Genomic DNA, 19724 nt, shown 5'->3' with positions numbered 1-19724 from the left:
CGTCGAGCTCGGCCGACATGCGGCTGGTCATCGCGACCAGCAGCGCCTCGCCGTGCTCCTGCAGGGGGGCGAGGTGGCCGAGCAGCTCCAGCATCACCAGGCCGTGCATGCGCCCGCGCAGCTCGATGAACAGCGCGAGCGCCCCCGGCGGCAGCGTCGCGGCGCGGCGGTCGTAGTCGTCCTGGAGGGGAGCGGGGGCGGCGGCGGGGTGATCGAGGCCAGCGGCTCCCCGCCGGGGGGCAGCGGGACGGCGGCGAGCTGGGCGGGCGTCCAGCCGTCGAAGAGGACGTCGGCGAACGGCGCGGCCAGCCGCCAGGCGGCGAGCCCGGTTCCGGCCGCGGGATCGGGTGCGATCCCGGGCACGGGCGTGCCGAACAGCAGCAGGAACGCCGAGCGGTTGGCCCGGGCCCAGGTTCGGAACGCGCAGGTGGCGGCGAGCCGGCGCGCGCGACCGGTTCGACGTCACCGCCGGACGGCGGGTCGTGCGCGCCGTCGGGGTCGCCTGCACGGCGCTGGTCCTGCTGCTGACCTGGCAGCCCTGCGCGGTCGGCCGCTGCTCGCCCCCGATGCGCCGACCCTGGCCGCCCTCACCGCGATCGTCGTCGGCACGGCCGTCGCGGTGACGGGCGCGGCCCGGGCCTCGACCCGCCGTCGCGCCGCCGCCGAGCGCCCCACCGCCACCGTCTGACCAGGGAGAACCCGTGGACCCGCAGATCCTGTTCGCCGTCGCCTTCCCCGCTGGCCGTGCCGTTCTGGGCGCTGATGAGCGTGGCGCCCGGCTGGTCGGTCACCCGCCGCGTCATCGGCTCGCCGCTGATCGCCGTGCCCGTGCTGGTCGTGTACGTGCTGGCCCTGCTGCCCCAGCTGGCGCCCTACTGGGCGGCCACCCGCGACCACTAGACGTCGAGCGCGAGCTGACGGGGTCGCTCCAGGCCGAGCAGCAGCTCCTTGGCGCGCAGGCCGCCCGCGTAGCCGGTGAGTGCGCCGTCGGCGCCGACGACCCGGTGGCACGGGACGATCACCAGGACCGGGTTGGCGGCCAGGGCGCCGCCGACGCGGCGGGCGCCGTCGCCGGTCATGCCGAGCGCGCGGGCGAGCGCGCCGTAGGTGGTGGTCTCGCCGTGGTCGATGCGGGTGAGCGCGTCGAGCACCTCACGACGCTCGCCGCTCACCCGGCTCAGGTCGACCGCGACGTCGAACCGGGTGCGCCGGCCGGCGAAGTACTCGTCCAGCTCGGCGAGGGCCTGGTCCAGGACGGCGCGGGCCGGGCCGGTCCCGCGGGCGTCGGCGGGGCTGCGGTCGCGGTTCGGGAACCGCAGCCGGGCCACGCCCTCCGGCGTGGCCGAGACGGTCAGCACGCCGAGCGGGCCGGCGAACGGTGCGGTGGCGGTGGTGGACACGGTTGCTCCGATCGATCGGTGGGGCCCCTCGGCCCCGACGCGATGCAGAACACCGGAGTCGGCCCGCGGGTTGCGTGCAACCGTGCCGGGGTCGGTGGTGTTCAGGAGGTGGACCACGGACTGGAGGAGCGAGATGACCGAGACCGCGCAACGGCCCGACCTGCACCGGATGGCCGACCGGCTCGACTGGGATCGCGTGCAGCGGCAGCTGGACGACGACGGGGTCGCCACCACCGGCCCGCTGCTGAGTCCCGAGCAGTGCCGAGAGGTGGCCGCGATGTTCGACGACGACGCCCGGTTCCGCAGCACCGTCACCATGGCCCGGCACGCCTTCGGCGAGGGCCGCTACCGGTACTTCGCCGACCCGCTGCCCGACCCCGTCCAGCGGCTGCGCGAGCAGCTGTACCCGCCGCTGGCCGTCATCGCCAACCGGTGGGCCGATCGGCTCGGCGAGCGCCGGTTCCCGGCGGCGCTGCCCGAGCTGCTGGCCGAGTGCGCGCGGCTGGGCCAGCACCGGCCGACCCCGCTGGTGCTGCGCTACGGCCCGGGCGGGTACAACAACCTGCACCAGGACGTCTACGGCGAGCTGACCTTCCCGCTGCAGTTCCTGGTCATGCTCAGCCGCCCGGACGAGGACTTCACCGGAGGGGAGAGCGTCTTCGTCGAGCAGCGCCCGCGCCAGCAGTCGCGCCCGATCGTGGTCCGGCCGCGGCAGGGCGAGGCGGTCGTCTTCCCGGTGCGGCACCGGCCGCGGGCGGGCAGCCGGGGGTATCACCGGGTGCAGCTGCGGCACGGGGTCAGCGCGGTGCACGCGGGGGAGCGGCACGTGCTGGGCATCATCTTCCACAACGCCCGCTGACCGACCCGGGACGGAGGCCGTCGTGGACGCCGCCGAACGGACCCGGCAGCGGGTGTGCCGGGCCCTGCTCGACGACCTCGACGCCGGGTACGGCGAGGTCGTGCGGGAGTACGGCGGTGTCGTGCACTCGGTGGCGCGGGCGCTGACCCGCTCCGCCGCCGACGCCGAGGACCTCACCGCCGAGGCGTTCCTGCGCGCCTACCGGGCACTGGCCGGCTACCCGGCCGAGCGGATCGCCGTGCTGGCGCTGCGGCCGTGGCTGCTGACGGTGCTGCGCAACACCGCGCGCAACGCGGCCCGCGACGCGGCCCGGCGCCCCGCCGGACCACCCCGGTACGAGCCCACCGAGCGCGAGCTCGACCCGGGCCCGACCGCCCTCGACGACCCCGCCGACCACGCCGAGCGCGCCGAGGCGGGTCGCGGGCTGGCCGCGCTGCTCGCGCGGCTGCCCGAGGCCCAGCGCACGGCCGTCGTGCTCCGCCACGCGCTGGACCTGCCGATCGCCGAGGTCGCGCAGGTGCTGCGGGTCGGGGAGGGCACCGCCAAGTCGCACGTTTCCCGAGGACTGCACCGACTCCGAGCGCTGGTCACCGCGGCCGGGACCGAACCCGGCCCCGACGGGGAGCCGGCACACCGGGTGCTCGCGTCGGGGAGGAGAGACCGATGACCACCGACGACACCACCACCGACACCACCGATGTCGACGCCCGGCTGCTGGCCGGCCTGGCCGGACTGGCCACCGAGGCCCCCGCCGGCCTGCCGGACGCCGTCTTCGCCCGCTGGGTGCGGGTCCCCAGCGGCCTGGGGGACGTCTACGCGGCCGCCACCGCGCACGGCGTGCAGTTCCTGCGGCCCGCGGGCGACGCCGGGCTCGCCGGCTTCACCGCGGCCTACCGGGCCCGGTTCGCCCGCCCGCTGGTGGCGGCACCGCGCCCGCCCGCCGGGCTGCTGCCCGCGCTGCGCGGTCGCCCCGGTCGCGGGCCCGCGCTGGACCTGACCGCGCTGACCGGGTTCGAGCGCGCCGTGCTCGACGCGACCCGCCGGATCCCCGCCGGGCAGGCCCGGCCCTACGGCTGGGTCGCGCGGGAGGCGGGCAGCCCGGGCGCGGTGCGGGCCGTGGGCTCGGTGCTGGCCCGCAACCCGGTGCCGCTGCTCGTGCCCTGCCACCGCGTGGTCCGGGCCGACGGCGCGCTCGGCGGCTACCTGTTCGGGGCGCCGGAGAAGGAGCGGCTGCTGCGCGCCGAGGGCATGGACGTCGACGGGGTCGCCGACCTCGCCCGCCGCGGCGTGCGCTACCTGGCCAGCGACACCACCACCGTCGTCTGCTTCCCGACCTGCCGCGACGCCCGCCGGATCACCCCCCGGCACCGCCACGGCTTCGGGACCCTGGACGAGGCGGTGCGGGCCGGGTTCCGGCCCTGCCGCACCTGCCGCCCCGCCGGGGCGGCCTGAACCGGGAGGACCGATGCACGAACTGCTGCCCCGCGAGCGCCGCACCCTCGCCCCGGGCGCGGTGCACCTGCCCGACTGGCTGGACCTCGGCGAGCAGCGCCGCCTGGTCGAGGCCTGCCGGACGTGGGCGCGGGAGGGGCCGGGCATGCGCCACGCGGTGCCGCCGAACGGGGCCCGGATGAGCGTGCGCACGGTGTGCTTGGGCTGGCACTGGATGCCCTACCGCTACTCCCGCACCCGCGACGACCAGGACGGCTCGCCGGTGACGCCGTTCCCGGCCTGGCTGGCCGCGCTCGGGCGCCGGGCGGTCGCCGAGGCCTACCTCGACGCCGACCGCGGCCGCCGGTACGCGCCGGACATCGCGCTGGTCAACCACTACGACGAGGGCGCGCGGCTCGGGATGCACCGCGACGGCGACGAGCACGCCCCCGACCCCGTCGTGTCGCTCTCGCTCGGCGCGCCGTGCCTGTTCCGGCTGGGCGGCACCGAGCACCGCGGCAGGCCGTGGGTCGACGTCGAGCTGCGCTCGGGCGACCTGGTGGTCTTCGGCGACGAGCACCGGCTGGCCTACCACGGCGTGCCGAAGCTCCTCGAGCACTCACCGGCCGACGTGCCCGACATCGGCCTGGACCGGGGCCGGTTGAACATCACGCTGCGGGTGTCGGGGTTCGCCGATCCGCCGCACCCGGCCGACGCGCGGTCCGGGGCCGTCGGCTCATGCCGCGCCCGCTCCACCGAGTAGTCGCACCATCGACGAATCCCCTCCGGAGTGACCGCGCCCGGACGCCGGGGTGCGGAGGTCCTGTCCGAATCGGGACCTTCGGCCCTGTCCATGATCGACCATTCGTAGTGGAGTGCCTACGGCGAGTTGACGTCGCAGTGCCGGCAACCGCCAGAGGAGGTCCCCCGTGTCGATCACCGACGAGGTCCTGGCCGCACCCCGCATCGCGCCGACGGGCCGCACGAGCGTCTCGGTCTCCCTGCGCGGCCCGCAGGAGGCCGTGCTCACGGTCGCGGGCGAGGTGGGGCCGGTCGCCGCCCGGCTGGTCGAGGTGGTGCTCGACACCGTCCTGGTCGACGGCGTCCGCCACGTCATCGCCGACCTGTCCGCCGTCCGCGAGCCGTCCCGGCCGCTGGGCGACGCGCTGGCCTCGGTGTCGTCGGTGCTGGAGCGCCGAGGTGGCTGGCTGCTGGTCGAAGGCGGCGCCGAGTCGGGCTGGTTCGACGTCGGCGGGGTCGAGTCGCCGACGTCGCTGCTGGACGCGTTCCGCGCCTACCGGTCGGCCGTCGAGCGCTGACCCGGCCCCGCCTCCCCGTCGGACGGTTCGGCGCGATCAGGGCATGATGTCGCTCATGCCGCGTGTGGGTGATCGTCGTGCCCCGCGCGGGTACCCGTCGGCACCCGCCATCCGACCAGAGGTGACTGCATGAAGCTCGGACCGGTCCTGGCCCGCACCTGGCCGGTACTGGCCGGCGCCGTGCTGGTCGGCGGGCGCTACGCCGCCGACTCGCTGCGCCACCGGCGCGACGGCGGCCACGGCTACGCGCTGCGCGGTGCCGACCTGCACGTCGGCTCGAAGGACTTCCTGTACGCCGCCGAGGCGCTCACCGGTGCCCCCATCTCCGCGGGCAACGACCTGGAGCTGCTGATCAACGGCGACCGGATCTTCCCGGCCTTCCTGGAGACGATCGACGGCGCCCGCCGCTCGATCAACCTGCTCACGTTCGTCTACTGGCGCGGCGACATCGCCCAGCAGGTCGCCGACCGGCTGATCCGGCGGGCCCGCGACGGCGTCGAGGTCAACGTGCTGCTCGACGCGTTCGGCACGGCGAAGATGGAGCCGAAGCTCATCCGGGACATGAGCGCGGCGGGGGTGACCGTGGCCCGGTTCCGGCCGCTCAAGCCGTACGCGGTGGCCCGGATGAACCACCGCACCCACCGCAAGGTCCTGGTCGCCGACGGCGAGGTCGGGATGATCGGCGGCGTCGGCATCGCCGAGGAGTGGACCGGCGACGCCCAGGACCCCGACCACTGGCGCGACACCCACGTCCGGGTCCGCGGGCCGATCGTGCGCGGCCTGCAGGGCGCCTTCGCCGAGAACTGGCTGGAGGCCACCGGCGACGTGCTGGTCGGGGAGGACTACCTGCCCGAGCTGCCCGACGCCGACGGCGCCGGCCCGATGCAGCTGGTGCGCTCGTCGGCCGGGGTCGGCGACACCGACGCCGAAGCGCTGTTCTACCTGGCCATCGCCTGCGCGAGCGAGAGCATCGAGCTGACCACGGCCTACTTCGCGCCCCGCCCCGCGTTCGTCGAGGCGCTGGCCGAGGCGGCGAAGCGGGGCGTCGCGGTGCGGTTGCTGGTGCCGGGCGAGCACATCGACAAGCCGCCGGTGCGGATCGCCGGACGTGCGGTCTACCGGACGCTGCTCGACGCCGGCGTGCGCATCTGGGAGTACGGCCCCACGATGCTGCACGCCAAGACGCTGGTCGTCGACGGGGCCTGGTCGACGGTCGGCTCGGTCAACTTCGACAACCGCTCGTTCCAGCTCAACGACGAGGCCACGCTCTGCGTGCAGTCCGAGTCGTTCGCGGCCGACCTGGTGGCGCAGTTCGAGAAGGACCTCGCCGTCTCCGACGAGATCACCGGCGACGACTGGTCCGACCGGCCCCGCCGGTTCCGGGCCTACGAGCAGCTCGCCGTGCGGCTGCGCCGGGAACTCTGAGCTCAGCTCGCCAGGTGCCGCGGGTTGGACACCTCCAGGCGGGCGCGGGCGGCCGTGCGCAGCACGGCGCGCAGCTCGTCGCCGCGGTCGTCGAGGTCGCCTGCGCGGATCGCCGCGGCGAGGGCCGCGTCGTCGGGGTAGCCGAGCCGGTCGAGGTCGGCGCGGTGGCGGCGGGCGTCGGCGGGACCGCGCCCCAGCTCCCGCTCGACCATGCCGAGCAGCCGTGCGGCGATCCGGACGTGGTAGGCGAGCATCCCGTCGGTCGCCGGCACGACCTCGTCCACCAGCAGCTCACGCACCGTGCGCAGCAGCTCGGCGGCGTCGGGCCGGTCGTGCGGCGGGATCGGGCCCGTGCGGTCTTCGCTCATGTGGTCTCCGCCCCCGTGTGATCCGGGCCCCGTGTGATCTGGTCAGCGCCGGTTGCCCGGGCGGCTGCCGCGGGGCACGGTCGGATCATGGCCGCGCCGTCGGCCGCCGTCCACCGATGCAACGGAGCGCCCATGGACATGACCCTGCCGCAGGACCTGCTCGACTACCTCGACGAGCTCGACGCGTTCATCGAGCGCGAGATCCGCCCGCTGGAGCAGGCCGACGACAACATCCGGTTCTTCGACCACCGCCGCGAGGACGCCCGCACCGACTGGGACCGCGGCGGGCTGCCCAGCGAGGAGTGGGAGGAGCTGCTGGCCGAGGCCCGCCGCCGGGCCGACGCGGCCGGGCACTTCCGCTACGCCTTCCCGGCCGAGTTCGGCGGGCGCGACGGCTCCAACCTGGGCATGGCGGTGATCCGCGAGCACCTGGCGGCCAAGGGCCTCGGCCTGCACTGCGATCTGCAGAACGAGCACGCCATCGTGGGCAACAACGTCGGGCTGCTGCTGATGCTGGAGCACGGCTCGGACGAGCAGAAGGCCGAGTGGGTCGAGGGGCTGGCGTCGGGCACCAAGGGGTTCGCCTTCGGGATCACCGAGCCCGAGCACGGCTCGGACGCCACCCACATGGACACCTACGCCGTGCGCGACGGGGACGACTGGCTGATCACCGGGGCGAAGACCTGGAACACCGGCATCCACAAGGCGAAGCACGACCTGATCTTCGCCCGGACCTCCGGCGAGCCCGGCGACGGCCGCGGCATCACCGCCTTCCTGACCCCGACCGACGCGCCCGGCTTCACGGTCGAGGAGTTCCTCTGGACGTTCAACATGCCCACTGACCACGGCCGGATCAGCCTGGACCGGGTGCGGGTGCCCCACTCGGCGATCCTCGGCGAGGAGGGTCGCGGGCTGGCCGTGGTGCAGCACTTCTTCAACGAGAACCGGATCCGCCAGGCCGCGTCCAGCCTGGGCGCGGCCACCTACTGCATCGCGGAGTCGGTGCGGTTCGCCCAGGAGCGCAAGCCGTTCGGCAAGGCGCTGGCGACCAACCAGGCCATCCAGTTCCCGCTGGTCGACCTGCACGCCGAGGCGGAGATGCTGCGCGCGCTGATCCACCGCACCGCGTGGTCGATGGACACCGAGGGCGCGTTCTCCCAGTCCGAGCAGGTCTCGATCTGCAACTACCGGGGCAACCGGCTGTGCTGCGACGCCGCCGACCGGGCCATGCAGGTGCACGGCGGGCTGGGCTACTCCCGGCACAAGCCGTTCGAGCACATCTACCGCCACCACCGCCGCTACCGGATCACCGAGGGCTCCGACGAGATCCAGATGCGGCGGGTGGCGGGCTACCTGTTCGGGTTCATGAAGCAGCGCGCGCCCAAGGGCATGGACTGAGCGGCGTCCCGCGCTCAGGTGACGGTGATGCCGCCGTCGACGGCGAGGGTCTGCCCGGTGACGTAGCCGCCGGCGTCGCTGGCCAGGAACAGCAGCGCGGCGGTCAGCTCGGAGGGGTTGCCCGCCCGGTGCATCAGCACCCGCCGCTCCAGCTGCTCCTCGAGGTAGCCGGGCTTGTACTGGTCGGTCATCTCGGAGACGAAGAAGCCGGGCGCGAGGGCGTTCACCCGGATGCCCTTGCGCCCGCTCCACTGCTGGGCCAGGTCGCGGGTCAGGCCGATCAGCCCGGCCTTGCTGGCCGCGTAGGCGGCCTGCGGCAGCCCGGCCGTGGTCAGGCCCAGGATGCTGGAGATGTTGACGATGCTGCTGCCCGGCTTCATGGCCCGCCCGCAGGCCTGGGCCATCCAGTAGCAGCCGTTGAGGTTGACGTCGATGACCCGCTTGAACTCGGCCGGGTCCTCCCGGGTGGCGGGCACGGCGGTGCCGATGCCGGCGTTGTTGACCAGCACGTCGACCCGGCCGAACTCGGCCATGGCCGCGTCCACGAGCGCCTGGCAGTCGGGCTGCTCGGCCACGTCGGTGGCGACGGCGAGCGCGCGCCGCCCGGTGTCGGTGACGAGGTTCGCGGTGTCGGTGAGCTTCTCGGCGCGGCGGGCGCCCAGCACCACGTCGGCGCCGGCCTCGGCCAGGCCCCGGGCGAACGACACCCCGAGCCCCGAGGACGCCCCGGTCACGATGGCCACCCGGCCCTCGAGGGAGAACCGCTCCATGATCGACATCTCGACCTCCGCGTCGGCGCCCGCCTCGCCGCGGGCGCGATCATCGGAAGATAGCCGCCGCGGCGCGGTCCGCGCTGTGGGTCAGGCCACCTCGGCTTCGGCGAGCACCGCGTAGTCCTGCGGCCCGAACAGGCCCTTCTGCAGGGCCGCGGCCAGCGTCGCCGCCGCGGCCGGGTCGACGCCCTCGAGGCGCAGCCCGGACAGGTCGAGGTCCTCCTTGGGGTGCAGCGCCCAGGTCTGCACGTCGGCGAAGCCGCTCGCGCGCACCAGGAACTCCAGCTGCGCGGGCGGGATCGGGGTGCGGTGCGTGGGGTCGAGGTGGAAGTTGCAGGCGCCCATCACCAGGTTGGTCGGGTTCGGCGTCTCGGCCACCAGCAGCCCGCCCGGGCGCAGTGCCCGGCGGGCGGCGGCCAGCAGGCCCAGCAGCGACTCCAGGTCGAGGTGCTCGACGACGTGGAACGCGGTCACCACGTCCAGCGAGCCCGGCTCGACGGTCTCCAGGTGCCCGGTGCCGTCGGTGTGCACGACGTCGAGGCCGCGCCCGCGCAGGTGCTCGACCATCGGCAGGTTGTCGTCCACCCCGACGGCCGGCACGCCCGCCTCGGCCAGCAGCGCCAGCCACTCGCCGCGGCCGGGCCCGACGTCCAGCACGCGGGGACCGTCGGCGTCGGCGCGCACGGCGTCGCGCACCCGGGGCAGGTAGACGCCCAGGCGCTCGCGGACGTCGGCCTCCGAGCCGCGGAACCGGTCCTCGAACCGCGGGTAGATCGCCGCGAAGCGGGGGCTGTGCCCGTCGGCCCGCGCGGAGAGCTCGTCGACGGCGGCGCGCAGCCGCTCGACCTCGGCGCGCAGGGCGGCGACCTCGGCGTGCAGGTCGTCGCTCACGCGGTCCCCCCGGGGCGCTCGGAGATCGTCGAGAGCACCCGGGCCGGGGTGCCGCCGACGACGGTGAACGGCTCGACGTCGGCGAGCACCACGCTGCCCGCGGCCACCACGGCGTGCTCGCCGATCCGGCAGGGTCCCAGGACCAGTGCGTTGGTCGAGATCCACGCGCCGCGCCCGATCACCACGTCCCGGCCCGACTTCGGCACCGTCACCTGGCGGGCGCGGTCGAACACGGTGATGTCGTGGGTGCCGGTGAGCACGCTGACGCCGTGCCCGAAGAACGCGTACTCCTCGACGGTGATCTCCCCGGACGACAGGTTGAACAGCGCGTCGTTGACCACGGCCGTCGGGTGGACGTGCAGCTTGCGCTCGTCGCCGTAGACCCGCGGCGCCCAGCGGAGCCGGTCGACGGCCTCCCGCACGGCCTGCTCGACGGCGGCGGCCACCTTCGCTTCGATGAGGGCGGCGATGTCGTCGCCCGGCCTGGTGTCGGTCACGGGCCCGGGTACCCGCTCCCGCCCCGTGCACGCCCGCCCCGCCCCGTCATGGGCGGTAGGCGGTGATGGCGGTCGCGGTGGCGGGGGCGGCGAAGACACCGGCGAAGACGTCCACGCTCGTCGCGACCGCCCCGCTGATGCCCTGCTCCAGCCACGTCTCGAACAGCGCCTTCTGCGCGGCCAGCACCTCGGGGGTGTGCCCGGTGACGCGGCCCAGGAGCGCGAGGGTCTCGGCGCGCAGCCGCTGCGGCGCGGCCACCCGGTTCGCGAAGCCGGGGCCGAAGGCGTCGAGGTCGTAGAGGTCGCCGGTGAGGATCATCTCGCGGGCCCGGGACAGGCCCACGTAGGCGGGCAGCAGCGCGGCGTCGACGACCGAGGGGATGCCCAGCTTCACCTCCGGCAGTCCGAGCCGCACGCCCGGCCGCGCGGTGCGCAGGTCGCAGGCCAGCGCGAGCTCCAGCGCGGCCCCGATGCAGGCGCCGTTGAGCATCGCCACCGTCGGGACCGGGGCGTGGCGCACGGCGCGCAGCACGTCGGCCAGCCGGGAGATCAGCCTGCGGGCGGTGGTGGGGGTGAGGCCACGGAACGAGTCGAGGTGCATGCCGGCGCAGAACGCCCGCTCGCCCGCGCCGGTGAACACGATCGCCCGGGTCGCCGGCCCGATCCCGCGCACCGCGTCGGCGAGCGGGTCGAGGTCGTCGGGGTGCAGCGCGTTGGCCGCCTCCGGCCGGTCGAAGGTGATCCAGCGGACGTGGTCGTCGTCGACGACGGTGGGTGCGCCCATGGGCCCATCCTGGCCACCCCGCTACGGGCCCGGCACCCGCCCGTCGAGGCCGCCGGTCAGCGCCGCGGGAACGGGGTCGTCGGTGTCGGCCCCGGCGAACGCGGTGAAGCCGAGCCGCAGCGCGCCCGCGGCCACGGTGAGGTCGGGGTGCGGGGCGGCCTGGACGCGGGCCGCGTCGACGCGCACGATCCCCGCCGCGTCGGCGGCGTCGAGCCGGGCCAGCAGCCGGGCCAGCGCCGGTGGCGCCTCGGTGGGCGGGACCGAGCTCTGGGTCAGGGTGCGGTGCAGCGGCCCGGTCCGCCAGCCCTCGTGGGCGCCGCCGCCGCTGCCGACCGGTACCGGCAGCACGACGTCGAGCAGCCAGCGCGACGGCTTGCCGGCGATCTCCGGGGTCTGGTGCAGCTCGATCTCGACCACCTGGTCGGCGCGGACGAGGCTGCCGTCGAACATCTGCAGCCACACGTTGGTCAGGCTCACGCGTCGGTCTCCTCGCTGTGTCGTGGACGGTGCCCCCGTCCGGCCGACCGCCCCGCCCGGGACCGGGCGGGGCGGTCGGTGGCCCGGCGGGAGCCGGGCGAGACAGAGACGTGAGTCGTCGTGGATCTCCTGTGGCAGGTGGTGCTGTGCTCGGACCCACCTCCTCTCGACGTCGGGTCGGATCGGCGGTGGACCGGAGGGGAGCGCTCCCGGGGTTCGGGGCGGTGCCTCCCGCGGGCGCGGCCGGTCCGTGGTCCGGGTCCGGTGGACCGGTCGTGCGGACCCGGGCGGGCCCTTCCCGCGGCCCCGACCGCGGAACGCGTCGGGGGCGGTGTGCGTCGGGTGTCGGGCCGGTGTCGCGGCTCGCCCGGCCAGCCCTCGGCGATCAGCTCGACGGCGATCGCCAGGAACGTCCGCTCGATCTCGGTGGCCGGGTCGAGGGCGTCCGGGGCGGTGGGGGTCGCGGTCGCGAACTGTCCGGTGGTCATGGCACACCTCCCCGCGCGTGCGCGGCGGGTACGACGGTCAGGCGTTGATCTCGTGGCGCTCGCGGTCGCCGGTGGAGACGGTGATCGTGCGTGGTCCGGCCTTCTCCGCGACCGGGATCCGCAGGGTGAGCACGCCGGCGCGGTGGTCGGCGCGGATGCGGTCGAGGTCGAGGTCGTCGCCGAGGAACAGCTCTCGGGAGCAGGCGCCGTGGGTGCGCTCGGCGATCCGCAGCTCCACGTGCTCGTCGCGCGGCGTCGGGTGGCGCTCGGCCTTCACGGTCAGGACGTCGCGCTCGACGGTCAGCTCGATCGCCTCAGGGTCGACGCCGGGCAGGTCGAACTCGAGGACGAACTCGTCACCCCGGCGGTAGGCGTCCATCGGGATGGTGGCCGGCTGCGCCCGGCCGCGGATCGGACCGCCGAAGGCGTGCCGGGCGATCCGGTCCAGCTCGCGGAAGGGTTCGGGGCGCATCAGCATCGCGGTCTCTCCTCTCCTGCGGCGCGCCTGCGTGCGATGCGGCCACCGGGCCGGAACTCCCGGCTCCGAGTGGATGTCTCTAGTCTGCAATACAGATTTGCCCACTCGCAAGTGCAGGTATGACTGTATCGATTCAGAGTCTGCGGGCTGCCCGATCGAGTATCAGTCGAACTCCCCGGCGGCGATCCGGGGCAGCAGCGGGGCGAGGATCCGCAGCGTCAGACCCCAGACGACGCGCTCGCCGAGGCGCAGCACCGGGACGCTCACCAGGCGGCCGCCGTACTCCACGCCCTGCTCGCCGGCCGCCGCCGGGTCCAGCAGCGCCGCCACCGCCACGTCGAGCACCGCGGCGACCTCGCGCTCCTGCGGGCGCCACACCGGCGGCACCGCCAGCAGCCGGCCGACGACCGGCGTGACCAGGAACCCGGTGCTGCGCGTGGCCACCGGGTCGAGGTCGAGCAGCGCCACGACCGTCGAGCGCGGCACGCCCAGCTCCTCGACGGTCTCCCGGACCGCCGTCTCCCGCAGCGAGGCGTCGCCCGGTTCGCGCCGCCCGCCTGGCAGCGCGACGTCGCCGCCGTGCACCCCGTGCGGCGTCCGCTCGATCAGCACGATCCGCCGCTCGCCCGCGGGCCCGACGTGCAGCGGCACCAGCACCGCCGCCTCCACCCGGCTCACCGGCCGGCTCCCGGCCGGCCCCGGTACACCAGCCCGAGCACCCGCAGCCCGAGGATCGTCGACACGACCAGCAGCAGGTAGCCGAACAGCTGGTGCAGCGTCATCGCCTCGCTGATCCGCGGCCCGCCCCCGGCCACCAGCAGCAGCGCCGCCATCAGTCCGGTGGTGGCCGCGATGGCCGTGGACAGCAGCGCGTTGAGCCCGGTGGCGCCGGACAGCCCCGGCGGTCCGGCCAGCCGCACGGTCAGCCGGCCCTCCTCCAGCGCCGACGCCATCCGGTCGACCCGCTGCGGGAGCCCGCGCACCAGCGGCAGCAGGGACAGCAGCTCGTCGGTGAGCGTGCGGCGCAGCGCGGCCGGGGTGAGCTCGGCGCCGACCTGGCGGGCGGCGAACGCGCGGGCCTCGGCGAGCACGTCGAACGCCGGGTCGAGGCCGGTCAGCGTGCCCTCCAGGGTGCCGATGGCGCGCAGCACGGCCGCCAGCTCCGGCGGCGCGCCGATCCGGTGCCTGCCCAGCAGCGCGAACAGCTCGCCGACCAGCGCCGCGGACAGCGAGGTGCCCGGGCCCAGGTGCCGGGCCAGGAAGCGGCCGGTGTCGCGCTGCAGCGCGCGCTCGTCGAGGCCGTCGGGGACGTCGGTGACGGCGAGCAGCGCGGCGACCGCGGCCACCGGGTCGGCCCGGTCGACGGCCATCAGGAGCCGGGCCAGCCCGGCGCGCAGCACGGAGTCGATCCGCCCGACGGAGCCCAGGTCGAGCAGCCCGACCCGCGGCCGGTCCGGCCCGCCGTCGAGCAGCAGGAGGTTGCCCGGGTGCGGGTCGGCGTGGAAGACCCCGTCGACCAGCACCTGGCGCAGCAGGAACTCCAGCAGGGTGCGGGCCAGCGCGGCCCGGTCGACGCCCTCCGGCGCGGTGTCTACCGGGACGCCCGACAGCCGCTCCATCACCAGGATCCGCCGGGTCACCGCGACCGGCCCGACGGCCGGCACGCGCACGGCCGGGACCTCCCGCACCGCGCTGCCCGCGGCGACGGCGGCGATGTTGCGCGCCTCGATGCGGAAGTCCAGCTCCTCGCGCAGCGCCCCGGCGAACCCCTCGGCCAGCGCCGAGACCCCCAGCGAGCGCCCCCACCGGGTGCGGGTCTGCAACCGGCGGCACAGCCGCAGCAGGATGTCCAGGTCGCCGGCCACGACCCGCTCGATGCCCGGCCGCAGCACCTTCACCACGACCGGGCGCCCGTCGGTCGTCGTCGCGGCGTGCACCTGGCCGATCGACGCCGCCGCCAGCGGCTCGGTCGAGATGTCGGCGAACACCTCCTCGGGCGGGCGGCCCAGCTCGGCGGTGAGCACCGCGCGGACGTCCGCCCACGGCACCGGGCTCGCCGCCGTCTGCAGCCTGCCCAGCTCCTCGATGAACTCGACGGGCAGCAGGTCGGCCCGGGTGGCCAGGATCTGGCCCAGCTTGACGAAGGTGACGCCGGCGTCGTCGAGCGCCGCGGCCAGGGAGCGGCCCAGCCTGCGCCGGCCGTCGGACCCGGCGAGGTCGGGGCGCTGGCGGGTGAACACGTAGGCGGCCAGGCCGTGGCGGGCCAGCACGCGGGCGATCCGCAGGTAGCGCCGGGCCCGCCGCAGCCGCCGGGGCATCGCCCTGGCCAGCGCCACCGGGCCGGGCAGCGCCCCGCTGGGCACCAGCGCCTCGACCAGCACCAGCAGCACCATCGCGACCACGACGCTGATCAGGGCGCCGAGCAGCAGGTACCAGAAGGCCGGGAAGTTGCTGCCCTCGGCGATCACCGAGTCGGGCGTGATCGCCCGGATGACCGACGTCGTCATCGTGAAGGCGAGCAGCCCGGCGGCGAGCCTGCGGGTCAGCGAGAAGTCCAGCCCGAGCGGGCGGCTGATCACCACCCCGAGCAGCCACACCACGGGCAGGGTCAGCAGGCCGGCCAGGGTCACGGCGCGTTCCTCACCCCCGCATCCTCACCCGGCGGCGATCAGGCCCGCCGGGCGCGGTAGGCCGCGGCGGCGACCCGGTTGCCGCAGGCCGTGCTGCAGAAGCGCCGCGAGCGGTTGCGGGACATGTCGATCACGATGCCGTCGCAGGTCTCGTCGGCGCACACCGAGAGCCTGCTCAGCTCGTCGGCCCGGATGAGGTCGACCATCGCCATGGCCGTCTCCACCTCGATCTGCACCGCGAACGGGGCGTCCCGGCTGGTGGCGTGGATGTGGTAGTCGAAGCCGTCGTGGCGCAGCAGCTGGGGGACCGCCCGGTGCTCGGCCAGGATGGAGTTGACGATCTCCACGGCGGTGTCGCGGTCGGCGGTCAGCAGCCCGCGCAGGCGGGGGCGCAGCGCGCGCACCGCCTCCAGCTCGGCGGCGTCGCGGGTGCGCTCGCCGGTGTAGCCGTGCGCGTCGTAGAACGTGTCGAGCTCGGCCTGCGAGGTCAGCGTGTCGGGCTCCTCACCGGAGTTGACGAGTTCGACCGCGGCGAGCAGCGACGCGACCGTGTCATGGTCGAAGAGCATGTTGACACATTACTCGGTCCGTCCTAGCGTCATGAGTCATGGCGACTTTGACACATGACAGGGCGACCTCGTCGGCCACCGGCCTGCTCTGGGCGGTGGCCTCGGCGTCGTCCTTCGGGCTGTCCGGGTCGCTCGCCCGCGGTCTCATGGACGCCGGCTGGTCGTCGGCGGCCGCGGTGGTCGTGCGGCTGCTGGTGGGGGCGACGGTGCTGGTGCCCCTGGCGCTCTACCACCTGCGCGGCCGGTGGTCGGTGCTGCGCCGCCACCTGGGCCTGGTCACCGCCTACGGCCTGGTCGCGGTGGCCGGCTGCCAGCTGGCCTACTTCAACGCCGTGGCCCACATGCAGGTCGGGGTGGCGCTGCTGATCGAGTACACCGCGCCCGTCCCGGTGGTCCTGTGGATGTGGCTGCGCCACGGCCAGCGCCCCGGGCGGCTGACCGTGCTGGGCGCGCTGATCGGCGTGGCCGGCCTCGTGCTGGTGCTCGACCTGCTCTCCGGGGTGCAGGTCAGCACGGTCGGCGTCCTGTGGGCGCTGGGCGCCATGGCCGGTGCCGCCACCTACTTCGTGCTCTCCTCCAACGGCGCGGGCGAGGGCGAGGACGGCCTGCCCGGCACGGTGCTCGTGGCCGCGGGCCTGGTCATCGGCTCGATCGTGCTGCTGGTCGCCGGCCTGCTCGGGGTGGTCCCGCTGGAGGTGTCCACGGCGCCCGTCGAGTTCGCCGCGGGCACCGTCGCGTGGTGGCTGCCGCTGCTGGCCCTCGGCGTCGTCACCGCGGCCGTCGCCTACGTCACCGGCGTCGCGGCCATCCGCTCGCTGGGCTCGCGGCTGGCCTCGTTCGTGGCGCTGTCCGAGGTCGTCGCGGCCATCGCGTTCGCGTGGCTGCTGCTCGACGAGCTGCCCGGCTGGGTGCAGGTGGTCGGCGGCACGCTGATCCTGCTGGGGATCAGCGTGGTGAAGCTGGGGGAGGGGCGGCGCCGCGACCCGGCGCCCGACCCGACCGTGCCCGGCCGCCCGGCACCCGAGCCCGCCGAGGCCTGAGCGGGCTAGCGGGCACGGTGACGAAGCTCAGCTCCCCGACCAGCACCACGACGCCGGTGGCGGGATCGGCCTCGACGCGGAGGTGGTCGTGACGACTCATCGCCGGGCTCCGTCGAGCAGCTCCCGGGCGCCGGCGATGCAGCCCTGCGCGAAGGGGAAGTCGTGCAGGCCCTCGTCGAGGCGGTCGAGCGCGGAGCGCACGACCGCCGTCGACGCTTTGCGCGCGGAGAGCACGCTGCACAACCAGCGGACGTGGTCGGCGAACAGGTCGCGCTCGCCCAGGTAGACCGCGGCGGCCAGGAAGTCGACCAGCTGGCCGGTGTCATCGACGGCGTCGCCGTCCAGGGCGCCGCCGCCGGCCGGCGGGGAGGCCCCGCCCAGGCGCGCGACCGTGTCGCGCACCAGCGCGGTGCGCCGCTCGCGGAGCGCGGCGTACTCGGCGCCCCCGGTCTCCGGGACGGCCGCGCGGCCGGCGCCGGGCGGGTCGACCCACCGGGCCGTGGCCAGCAGGTCGACGGCCCCGGTCGCCGTGGCGGCGTACGCGTCGACGCCGAGCAGCCGCGCCCAGCGGCCGTCCGCGCCGAAGCCGGGCCCGCCGGCCAGCACCGGGGTGCCGGTGCGCTGCGCGGCGGCGATCGTGCGGTGCGCGCCCGGCAGGTGCATCGCCAGGGCGCAGCTCACCGCGGCCACGTCGGGGCCCTGCTCGTGCAGGTAGGAGATCAGGTGCGCGGTGGGGACGCTGGCGCCGAGGAAGGTGACCCGCCAGCCGTGCTGGCGCAGCACCTCGCCGACGATCCGGGCCGGCAGCGCGTGCCACTCGCCGTCCAGGCAGCCCAGCACGACGTGGCCGCGGTCGCCCGCGACCACTAGCCCGCCGACGGCGGCGACCACCCGCTCGTTGATGCAGGTGGCGGCGTGCTCCTGGGCGACGCTCCACTCGCCGGTCTGCCAGAGCAGGCCGACCCGCTCCTGCGCCGGGCCGACCAGGTCGAGCAGCACGTCGGTGACCGGGGTCCCATCCGCCACCAGGCCGCCGGCCAGGTCGAGGGCGTGCTGCTCGTCGGCCCGGGTCAGGGCGTCGAAGAACTCGTCGGCGACGCTCGCGCCGATAACGGGGGGACGGGGTGGCGCGGTGGTCAAGCGGGCTCCTCCTCGAGTCCCGTCGTGGGCGTGGCGGACGCGGCGACGGAGTGCAGGTGCCTGCGCCCGGTCGCCGGGTTGACCGGCAGCGGGGCCTGCACGACCAGCACCGCGATGTCGTCGTGGTTGTCGGTGGTCAGCCAGCGGTCGGTGTGCTGGGTGACCCGCTCGGCGATGCCGGGGGCGGGCAGCACGTGGCAGCCGGTCAGGAGCTCGGCGAGCCGCTCCTCGCCGAAGAGCTGGGTGCCGTCGTCGCCGCCGCGGGCCTCGGTGACGCCGTCGGTGTAGAGCACGCAGGCCTCGCCGGGGGCCAGGTCGACGGTGCGGCTGCGGAACCGGGCCCGTCGCATGCCGCCGACGAGCGTGCCGCCGATCTCCACGGCCTCCACACCGCCGCGGCGCACGAGCAGCGGCGCGGGGTGCCCGCCACCGGCCAGCACCAGCCGCAGCCCACCGCCGGGCAGCGGGCGGGCCGAGCCCAGGACCAGGGTGACGAACCGCGGGTCGGCGTCGTCCGGGACGGCCTCCAGCATCGTGGCGTTGAGCAGCTCCAGCAGCCGGACCGGGTCGGGCTCGACGCGGCGCAGTGCGCGCACCGACTGGCGCAGCTGACCGGTGCTCACCGCGGCGTCGACGCCCTTCCCGCAGACGTCGCCGAGCAGCAGCATCGTGCCGTCCGGGTCGGTGGGGCGGGCCGGGTGCACGTCGTAGAAGTCGCCGCCGATCAGCAGGCCCTCGTCGGCAGGCCGGTACGCGGCGCCCAGGGTGATCCCCTCGATCTCGGGCAGCCGCGGCTCCAGCAGGCTGCGCTTGAGCACCCCCGCGGTGCGGGCCTGCTGGGCGTAGAGACCGGCCGCGGCCAGGGCGATCCCGGCGTGCTGGGCGAACTCGTGCACGAGCGCCTGGTCCGGGCCGGTGTCGCCGGGCCGGTCGGTCCGGCGCAGCAGGACCAGCGCGCCGGCCGGCTTGCCGTTGCCGGGCAGCGCGGTGACGACGGCGCCCGCCGTGGGCGCCTGCGGGGCCCACGGCTCGCCGCGCAGCTCCGCGGGCAGCAGCGGGGCGGGCGGCACGGCCAGCCCGTCGAGCGCCGCGGCCACCGGCCCGGGGAGCTCGCGGACGCGCAGGCGGCCCGAGTCGACCTGCCCGGCGTCGCAGCGGAACCACTGCACCGTGCCCGCCGCGACCGGCAGGACGACGACCGCCGCGTCGGTGAGCCGGGCGGCCAGCTGGGCCGCGGTGCGGGCCGTGCGCCCCGGGTGCAGCGACAGCTTGAGCCGGTTGCCCGCCTCGGCCAGGAAGCGGGAGCGGGCGCGCTCGGCGAGCAGGCTGTCCATCCGGGAGCGCGGCTCGGTGACGTCCTCGACGTGCCAGCCCGTCCACCCGTCGGGCAGGTCCTGGCGGCGGGCGGCCAGTGAGCGGCCCCCGGCCTCCAGCTCGACGCTCTCCCCGTGGCCCGCGGTCCAGAGGACCGCGGCGCCGGTCGGGAGGACCTCGCCGACGGCCAGCCCGGGCAGCAGCCGCAGGGCGGCGGGGTTGGCCGAGCGCACCACCCGGCGCTCGTCGCAGGTGATCACGCCGGTCTGCGAGCCCTCCAGCAGGCGGGCCTCGACGGTGGGCGGGTCGACGACCGGCGGGACCACCGGCCCGGCCGCTCGGGCGATCACCGGCGGCGGGCCGGTCGTGGACCGGTCGGCGTCGGCGTCGGCGCCGCGCTGGGTCACGCTGCGGGGGTCACGGTGTCGATGCGCCTTCCGGTC

23 protein-coding genes are annotated in these 19724 nt (G+C 75.7%); 10 read left to right on the top strand and 13 right to left on the bottom strand.

What is annotated here, in order from left to right; translation table 11 throughout:
* The first annotated feature begins 73 nt into the window (after window positions 1-73).
* Both KDL28_RS03310 and KDL28_RS03305 read left to right on the top strand, forming a co-directional pair.
* Window positions 74-688, top strand: a complete 615-nt coding sequence (locus tag KDL28_RS03310; protein ID WP_252435675.1) for a hypothetical protein — start codon at window positions 74-76, stop codon at window positions 686-688.
* Between the two features lie 56 nt (window positions 689-744).
* On the top strand, window positions 745-900 hold the full coding sequence (locus KDL28_RS03305) for an abscisic acid-deficient protein Aba4 family protein (RefSeq protein WP_252435674.1): 156 nt from the start codon (window positions 745-747) through the stop codon (window positions 898-900).
* On the opposite strand, the gene KDL28_RS41295 is transcribed toward KDL28_RS03305, so the two are convergent.
* Window positions 897-1400, bottom strand: a complete 504-nt coding sequence (locus tag KDL28_RS41295; protein WP_252435673.1) for a methylated-DNA--[protein]-cysteine S-methyltransferase — start codon at window positions 1398-1400, stop codon at window positions 897-899. The two genes, KDL28_RS03305 and KDL28_RS41295, sit on opposite strands and share 4 nt — an antisense overlap.
* Before the next feature lie 169 nt (window positions 1401-1569).
* Between KDL28_RS41295 and KDL28_RS03295 the strand changes: the two genes are divergently transcribed.
* The 6 genes from KDL28_RS03295 to KDL28_RS03270 all read left to right on the top strand — a co-directional run bounded on the left by KDL28_RS03295 (window position 1570) and on the right by KDL28_RS03270 (window position 6434).
* Window positions 1570-2259: a 2OG-Fe(II) oxygenase gene (locus KDL28_RS03295; protein ID WP_252435875.1), complete on the top strand. Its 690-nt coding sequence runs from the start codon at window positions 1570-1572 to the stop codon at window positions 2257-2259.
* A gap of 22 nt (window positions 2260-2281) precedes the next feature.
* Window positions 2282-2926: an RNA polymerase sigma factor gene (locus tag KDL28_RS03290; protein ID WP_252435672.1), complete on the top strand. Its 645-nt coding sequence runs from the start codon at window positions 2282-2284 to the stop codon at window positions 2924-2926.
* Window positions 2923-3711 (top strand): methylated-DNA--[protein]-cysteine S-methyltransferase, encoded by a 789-nt coding sequence (locus tag KDL28_RS03285; RefSeq protein WP_252435671.1) that lies wholly within the window; start codon window positions 2923-2925, stop codon window positions 3709-3711. The genes KDL28_RS03290 and KDL28_RS03285 overlap by 4 nt, the downstream gene beginning before the upstream one ends.
* Window positions 3712-3724: 13 nt before the next feature.
* Window positions 3725-4453, top strand: a complete 729-nt coding sequence (locus KDL28_RS03280; protein ID WP_252435670.1) for an alpha-ketoglutarate-dependent dioxygenase AlkB family protein — start codon at window positions 3725-3727, stop codon at window positions 4451-4453.
* A 166-nt stretch (window positions 4454-4619) separates the two neighbouring features.
* Window positions 4620-5009: a hypothetical protein gene (locus tag KDL28_RS03275; protein ID WP_252435669.1), complete on the top strand. Its 390-nt coding sequence runs from the start codon at window positions 4620-4622 to the stop codon at window positions 5007-5009.
* Between the two features lie 129 nt (window positions 5010-5138).
* Window positions 5139-6434: a phospholipase D-like domain-containing protein gene (locus tag KDL28_RS03270; RefSeq protein WP_252435668.1), complete on the top strand. Its 1296-nt coding sequence runs from the start codon at window positions 5139-5141 to the stop codon at window positions 6432-6434.
* A gap of 2 nt (window positions 6435-6436) precedes the next feature.
* On the opposite strand, the gene KDL28_RS03265 is transcribed toward KDL28_RS03270, so the two are convergent.
* The gene (locus KDL28_RS03265) at window positions 6437-6802 is read right to left on the bottom strand and encodes a DUF6285 domain-containing protein (RefSeq protein ID WP_252435667.1); all 366 of its coding nucleotides are present in this window, start codon (window positions 6800-6802) and stop codon (window positions 6437-6439) included.
* A gap of 132 nt (window positions 6803-6934) precedes the next feature.
* On the opposite strand from KDL28_RS03265, the gene KDL28_RS03260 reads away from it, so the two are divergent.
* Complete coding sequence (locus KDL28_RS03260) at window positions 6935-8200, top strand: acyl-CoA dehydrogenase family protein (protein WP_252435666.1); 1266 nt, start codon at window positions 6935-6937, stop codon at window positions 8198-8200.
* Between the two features lie 14 nt (window positions 8201-8214).
* On the opposite strand, the gene KDL28_RS03255 is transcribed toward KDL28_RS03260, so the two are convergent.
* The 9 genes from KDL28_RS03255 to KDL28_RS03215 all read right to left on the bottom strand — a co-directional run bounded on the left by KDL28_RS03255 (window position 8215) and on the right by KDL28_RS03215 (window position 15787).
* A complete protein-coding gene (locus tag KDL28_RS03255) occupies window positions 8215-8979 on the bottom strand; it encodes an SDR family NAD(P)-dependent oxidoreductase (RefSeq protein WP_252435665.1) in 765 nt (254 codons plus the stop codon).
* An 81-nt stretch (window positions 8980-9060) separates the two neighbouring features.
* Complete coding sequence (locus KDL28_RS03250) at window positions 9061-9864, bottom strand: methyltransferase domain-containing protein (protein ID WP_252435664.1); 804 nt, start codon at window positions 9862-9864, stop codon at window positions 9061-9063.
* Window positions 9861-10361 carry an acyltransferase gene (locus KDL28_RS41290; protein WP_252435663.1) on the bottom strand — a complete coding sequence of 167 codons (501 nt, stop codon included), beginning with the start codon at window positions 10359-10361 and terminating at the stop codon, window positions 9861-9863. Before KDL28_RS41290 ends, KDL28_RS03250 begins: the two co-directional genes overlap by 4 nt.
* A 46-nt stretch (window positions 10362-10407) precedes the next feature.
* A complete protein-coding gene (locus KDL28_RS03240; protein WP_252435662.1) occupies window positions 10408-11145 on the bottom strand; it encodes an enoyl-CoA hydratase/isomerase family protein in 738 nt (245 codons plus the stop codon).
* Window positions 11146-11166: 21 nt separating this feature from the next.
* A complete protein-coding gene (locus KDL28_RS03235; RefSeq protein ID WP_252435661.1) occupies window positions 11167-11622 on the bottom strand; it encodes a hypothetical protein in 456 nt (151 codons plus the stop codon).
* A gap of 525 nt (window positions 11623-12147) precedes the next feature.
* The gene (locus tag KDL28_RS03230; RefSeq protein ID WP_252435660.1) at window positions 12148-12588 is read right to left on the bottom strand and encodes an Hsp20/alpha crystallin family protein; all 441 of its coding nucleotides are present in this window, start codon (window positions 12586-12588) and stop codon (window positions 12148-12150) included.
* 162 nt (window positions 12589-12750) lie between these two features.
* Window positions 12751-13266, bottom strand: a complete 516-nt coding sequence (locus KDL28_RS03225; protein ID WP_252435659.1) for an NUDIX hydrolase — start codon at window positions 13264-13266, stop codon at window positions 12751-12753.
* Window positions 13263-15218 (bottom strand): ABC1 kinase family protein, encoded by a 1956-nt coding sequence (locus KDL28_RS03220; protein WP_252435658.1) that lies wholly within the window; start codon window positions 15216-15218, stop codon window positions 13263-13265. Before KDL28_RS03220 ends, KDL28_RS03225 begins: the two co-directional genes overlap by 4 nt.
* Window positions 15219-15256: 38 nt before the next feature.
* Entirely contained in the window at window positions 15257-15787 is a 531-nt protein-coding gene (locus KDL28_RS03215; protein WP_252435657.1) for a CGNR zinc finger domain-containing protein, read from the bottom strand.
* A 38-nt stretch (window positions 15788-15825) separates the two neighbouring features.
* Between KDL28_RS03215 and KDL28_RS03210 the strand changes: the two genes are divergently transcribed.
* Window positions 15826-16827: an EamA family transporter gene (locus tag KDL28_RS03210; protein WP_252435656.1), complete on the top strand. Its 1002-nt coding sequence runs from the start codon at window positions 15826-15828 to the stop codon at window positions 16825-16827.
* Window positions 16828-16923: 96 nt separating this feature from the next.
* Here KDL28_RS03210 and KDL28_RS03205 read toward each other — a convergent pair whose 3' ends face one another.
* Window positions 16924-17967: a cobalamin B12-binding domain-containing protein gene (locus KDL28_RS03205; protein WP_252435655.1), complete on the bottom strand. Its 1044-nt coding sequence runs from the start codon at window positions 17965-17967 to the stop codon at window positions 16924-16926.
* Window positions 17964-19688 (bottom strand): SpoIIE family protein phosphatase, encoded by a 1725-nt coding sequence (locus KDL28_RS41285; RefSeq protein ID WP_252435654.1) that lies wholly within the window; start codon window positions 19686-19688, stop codon window positions 17964-17966. Before KDL28_RS41285 ends, KDL28_RS03205 begins: the two co-directional genes overlap by 4 nt.
* Between the last annotated feature and the right edge of the window lie 36 nt (window positions 19689-19724).

Source organism: Pseudonocardia humida (assembly GCF_023898865.1).
Lineage (GTDB): Bacteria > Actinomycetota > Actinomycetes > Mycobacteriales > Pseudonocardiaceae > Pseudonocardia > Pseudonocardia humida.
The sequence above is the reverse complement of the archived record's forward strand: the minus strand, read 5'-3'. Positions and strand labels throughout refer to the sequence as shown.

Coding starts and splice junctions, on each gene's coding strand:
- KDL28_RS03280 (WP_252435670.1), top strand. CDS start 3,725: ATGCACGAACTGCTGCCCCGCGAGCGCCGCACCCTCGCCCCGGGCGCG.
- KDL28_RS03260 (WP_252435666.1), top strand. CDS start 6,935: ATGGACATGACCCTGCCGCAGGACCTGCTCGACTACCTCGACGAGCTC.
- KDL28_RS03255 (WP_252435665.1), bottom strand. CDS start 8,979: ATGTCGATCATGGAGCGGTTCTCCCTCGAGGGCCGGGTGGCCATCGTG.
- KDL28_RS03295 (WP_252435875.1), top strand. CDS start 1,570: ATGGCCGACCGGCTCGACTGGGATCGCGTGCAGCGGCAGCTGGACGAC.
- KDL28_RS03215 (WP_252435657.1), bottom strand. CDS start 15,787: ATGCTCTTCGACCATGACACGGTCGCGTCGCTGCTCGCCGCGGTCGAA.
- KDL28_RS03285 (WP_252435671.1), top strand. CDS start 2,923: ATGACCACCGACGACACCACCACCGACACCACCGATGTCGACGCCCGG.
- KDL28_RS03270 (WP_252435668.1), top strand. CDS start 5,139: ATGAAGCTCGGACCGGTCCTGGCCCGCACCTGGCCGGTACTGGCCGGC.
- KDL28_RS03240 (WP_252435662.1), bottom strand. CDS start 11,145: ATGGGCGCACCCACCGTCGTCGACGACGACCACGTCCGCTGGATCACC.
- KDL28_RS03210 (WP_252435656.1), top strand. CDS start 15,826: ATGGCGACTTTGACACATGACAGGGCGACCTCGTCGGCCACCGGCCTG.
- KDL28_RS03230 (WP_252435660.1), bottom strand. CDS start 12,588: ATGCTGATGCGCCCCGAACCCTTCCGCGAGCTGGACCGGATCGCCCGG.
- KDL28_RS03265 (WP_252435667.1), bottom strand. CDS start 6,802: ATGAGCGAAGACCGCACGGGCCCGATCCCGCCGCACGACCGGCCCGAC.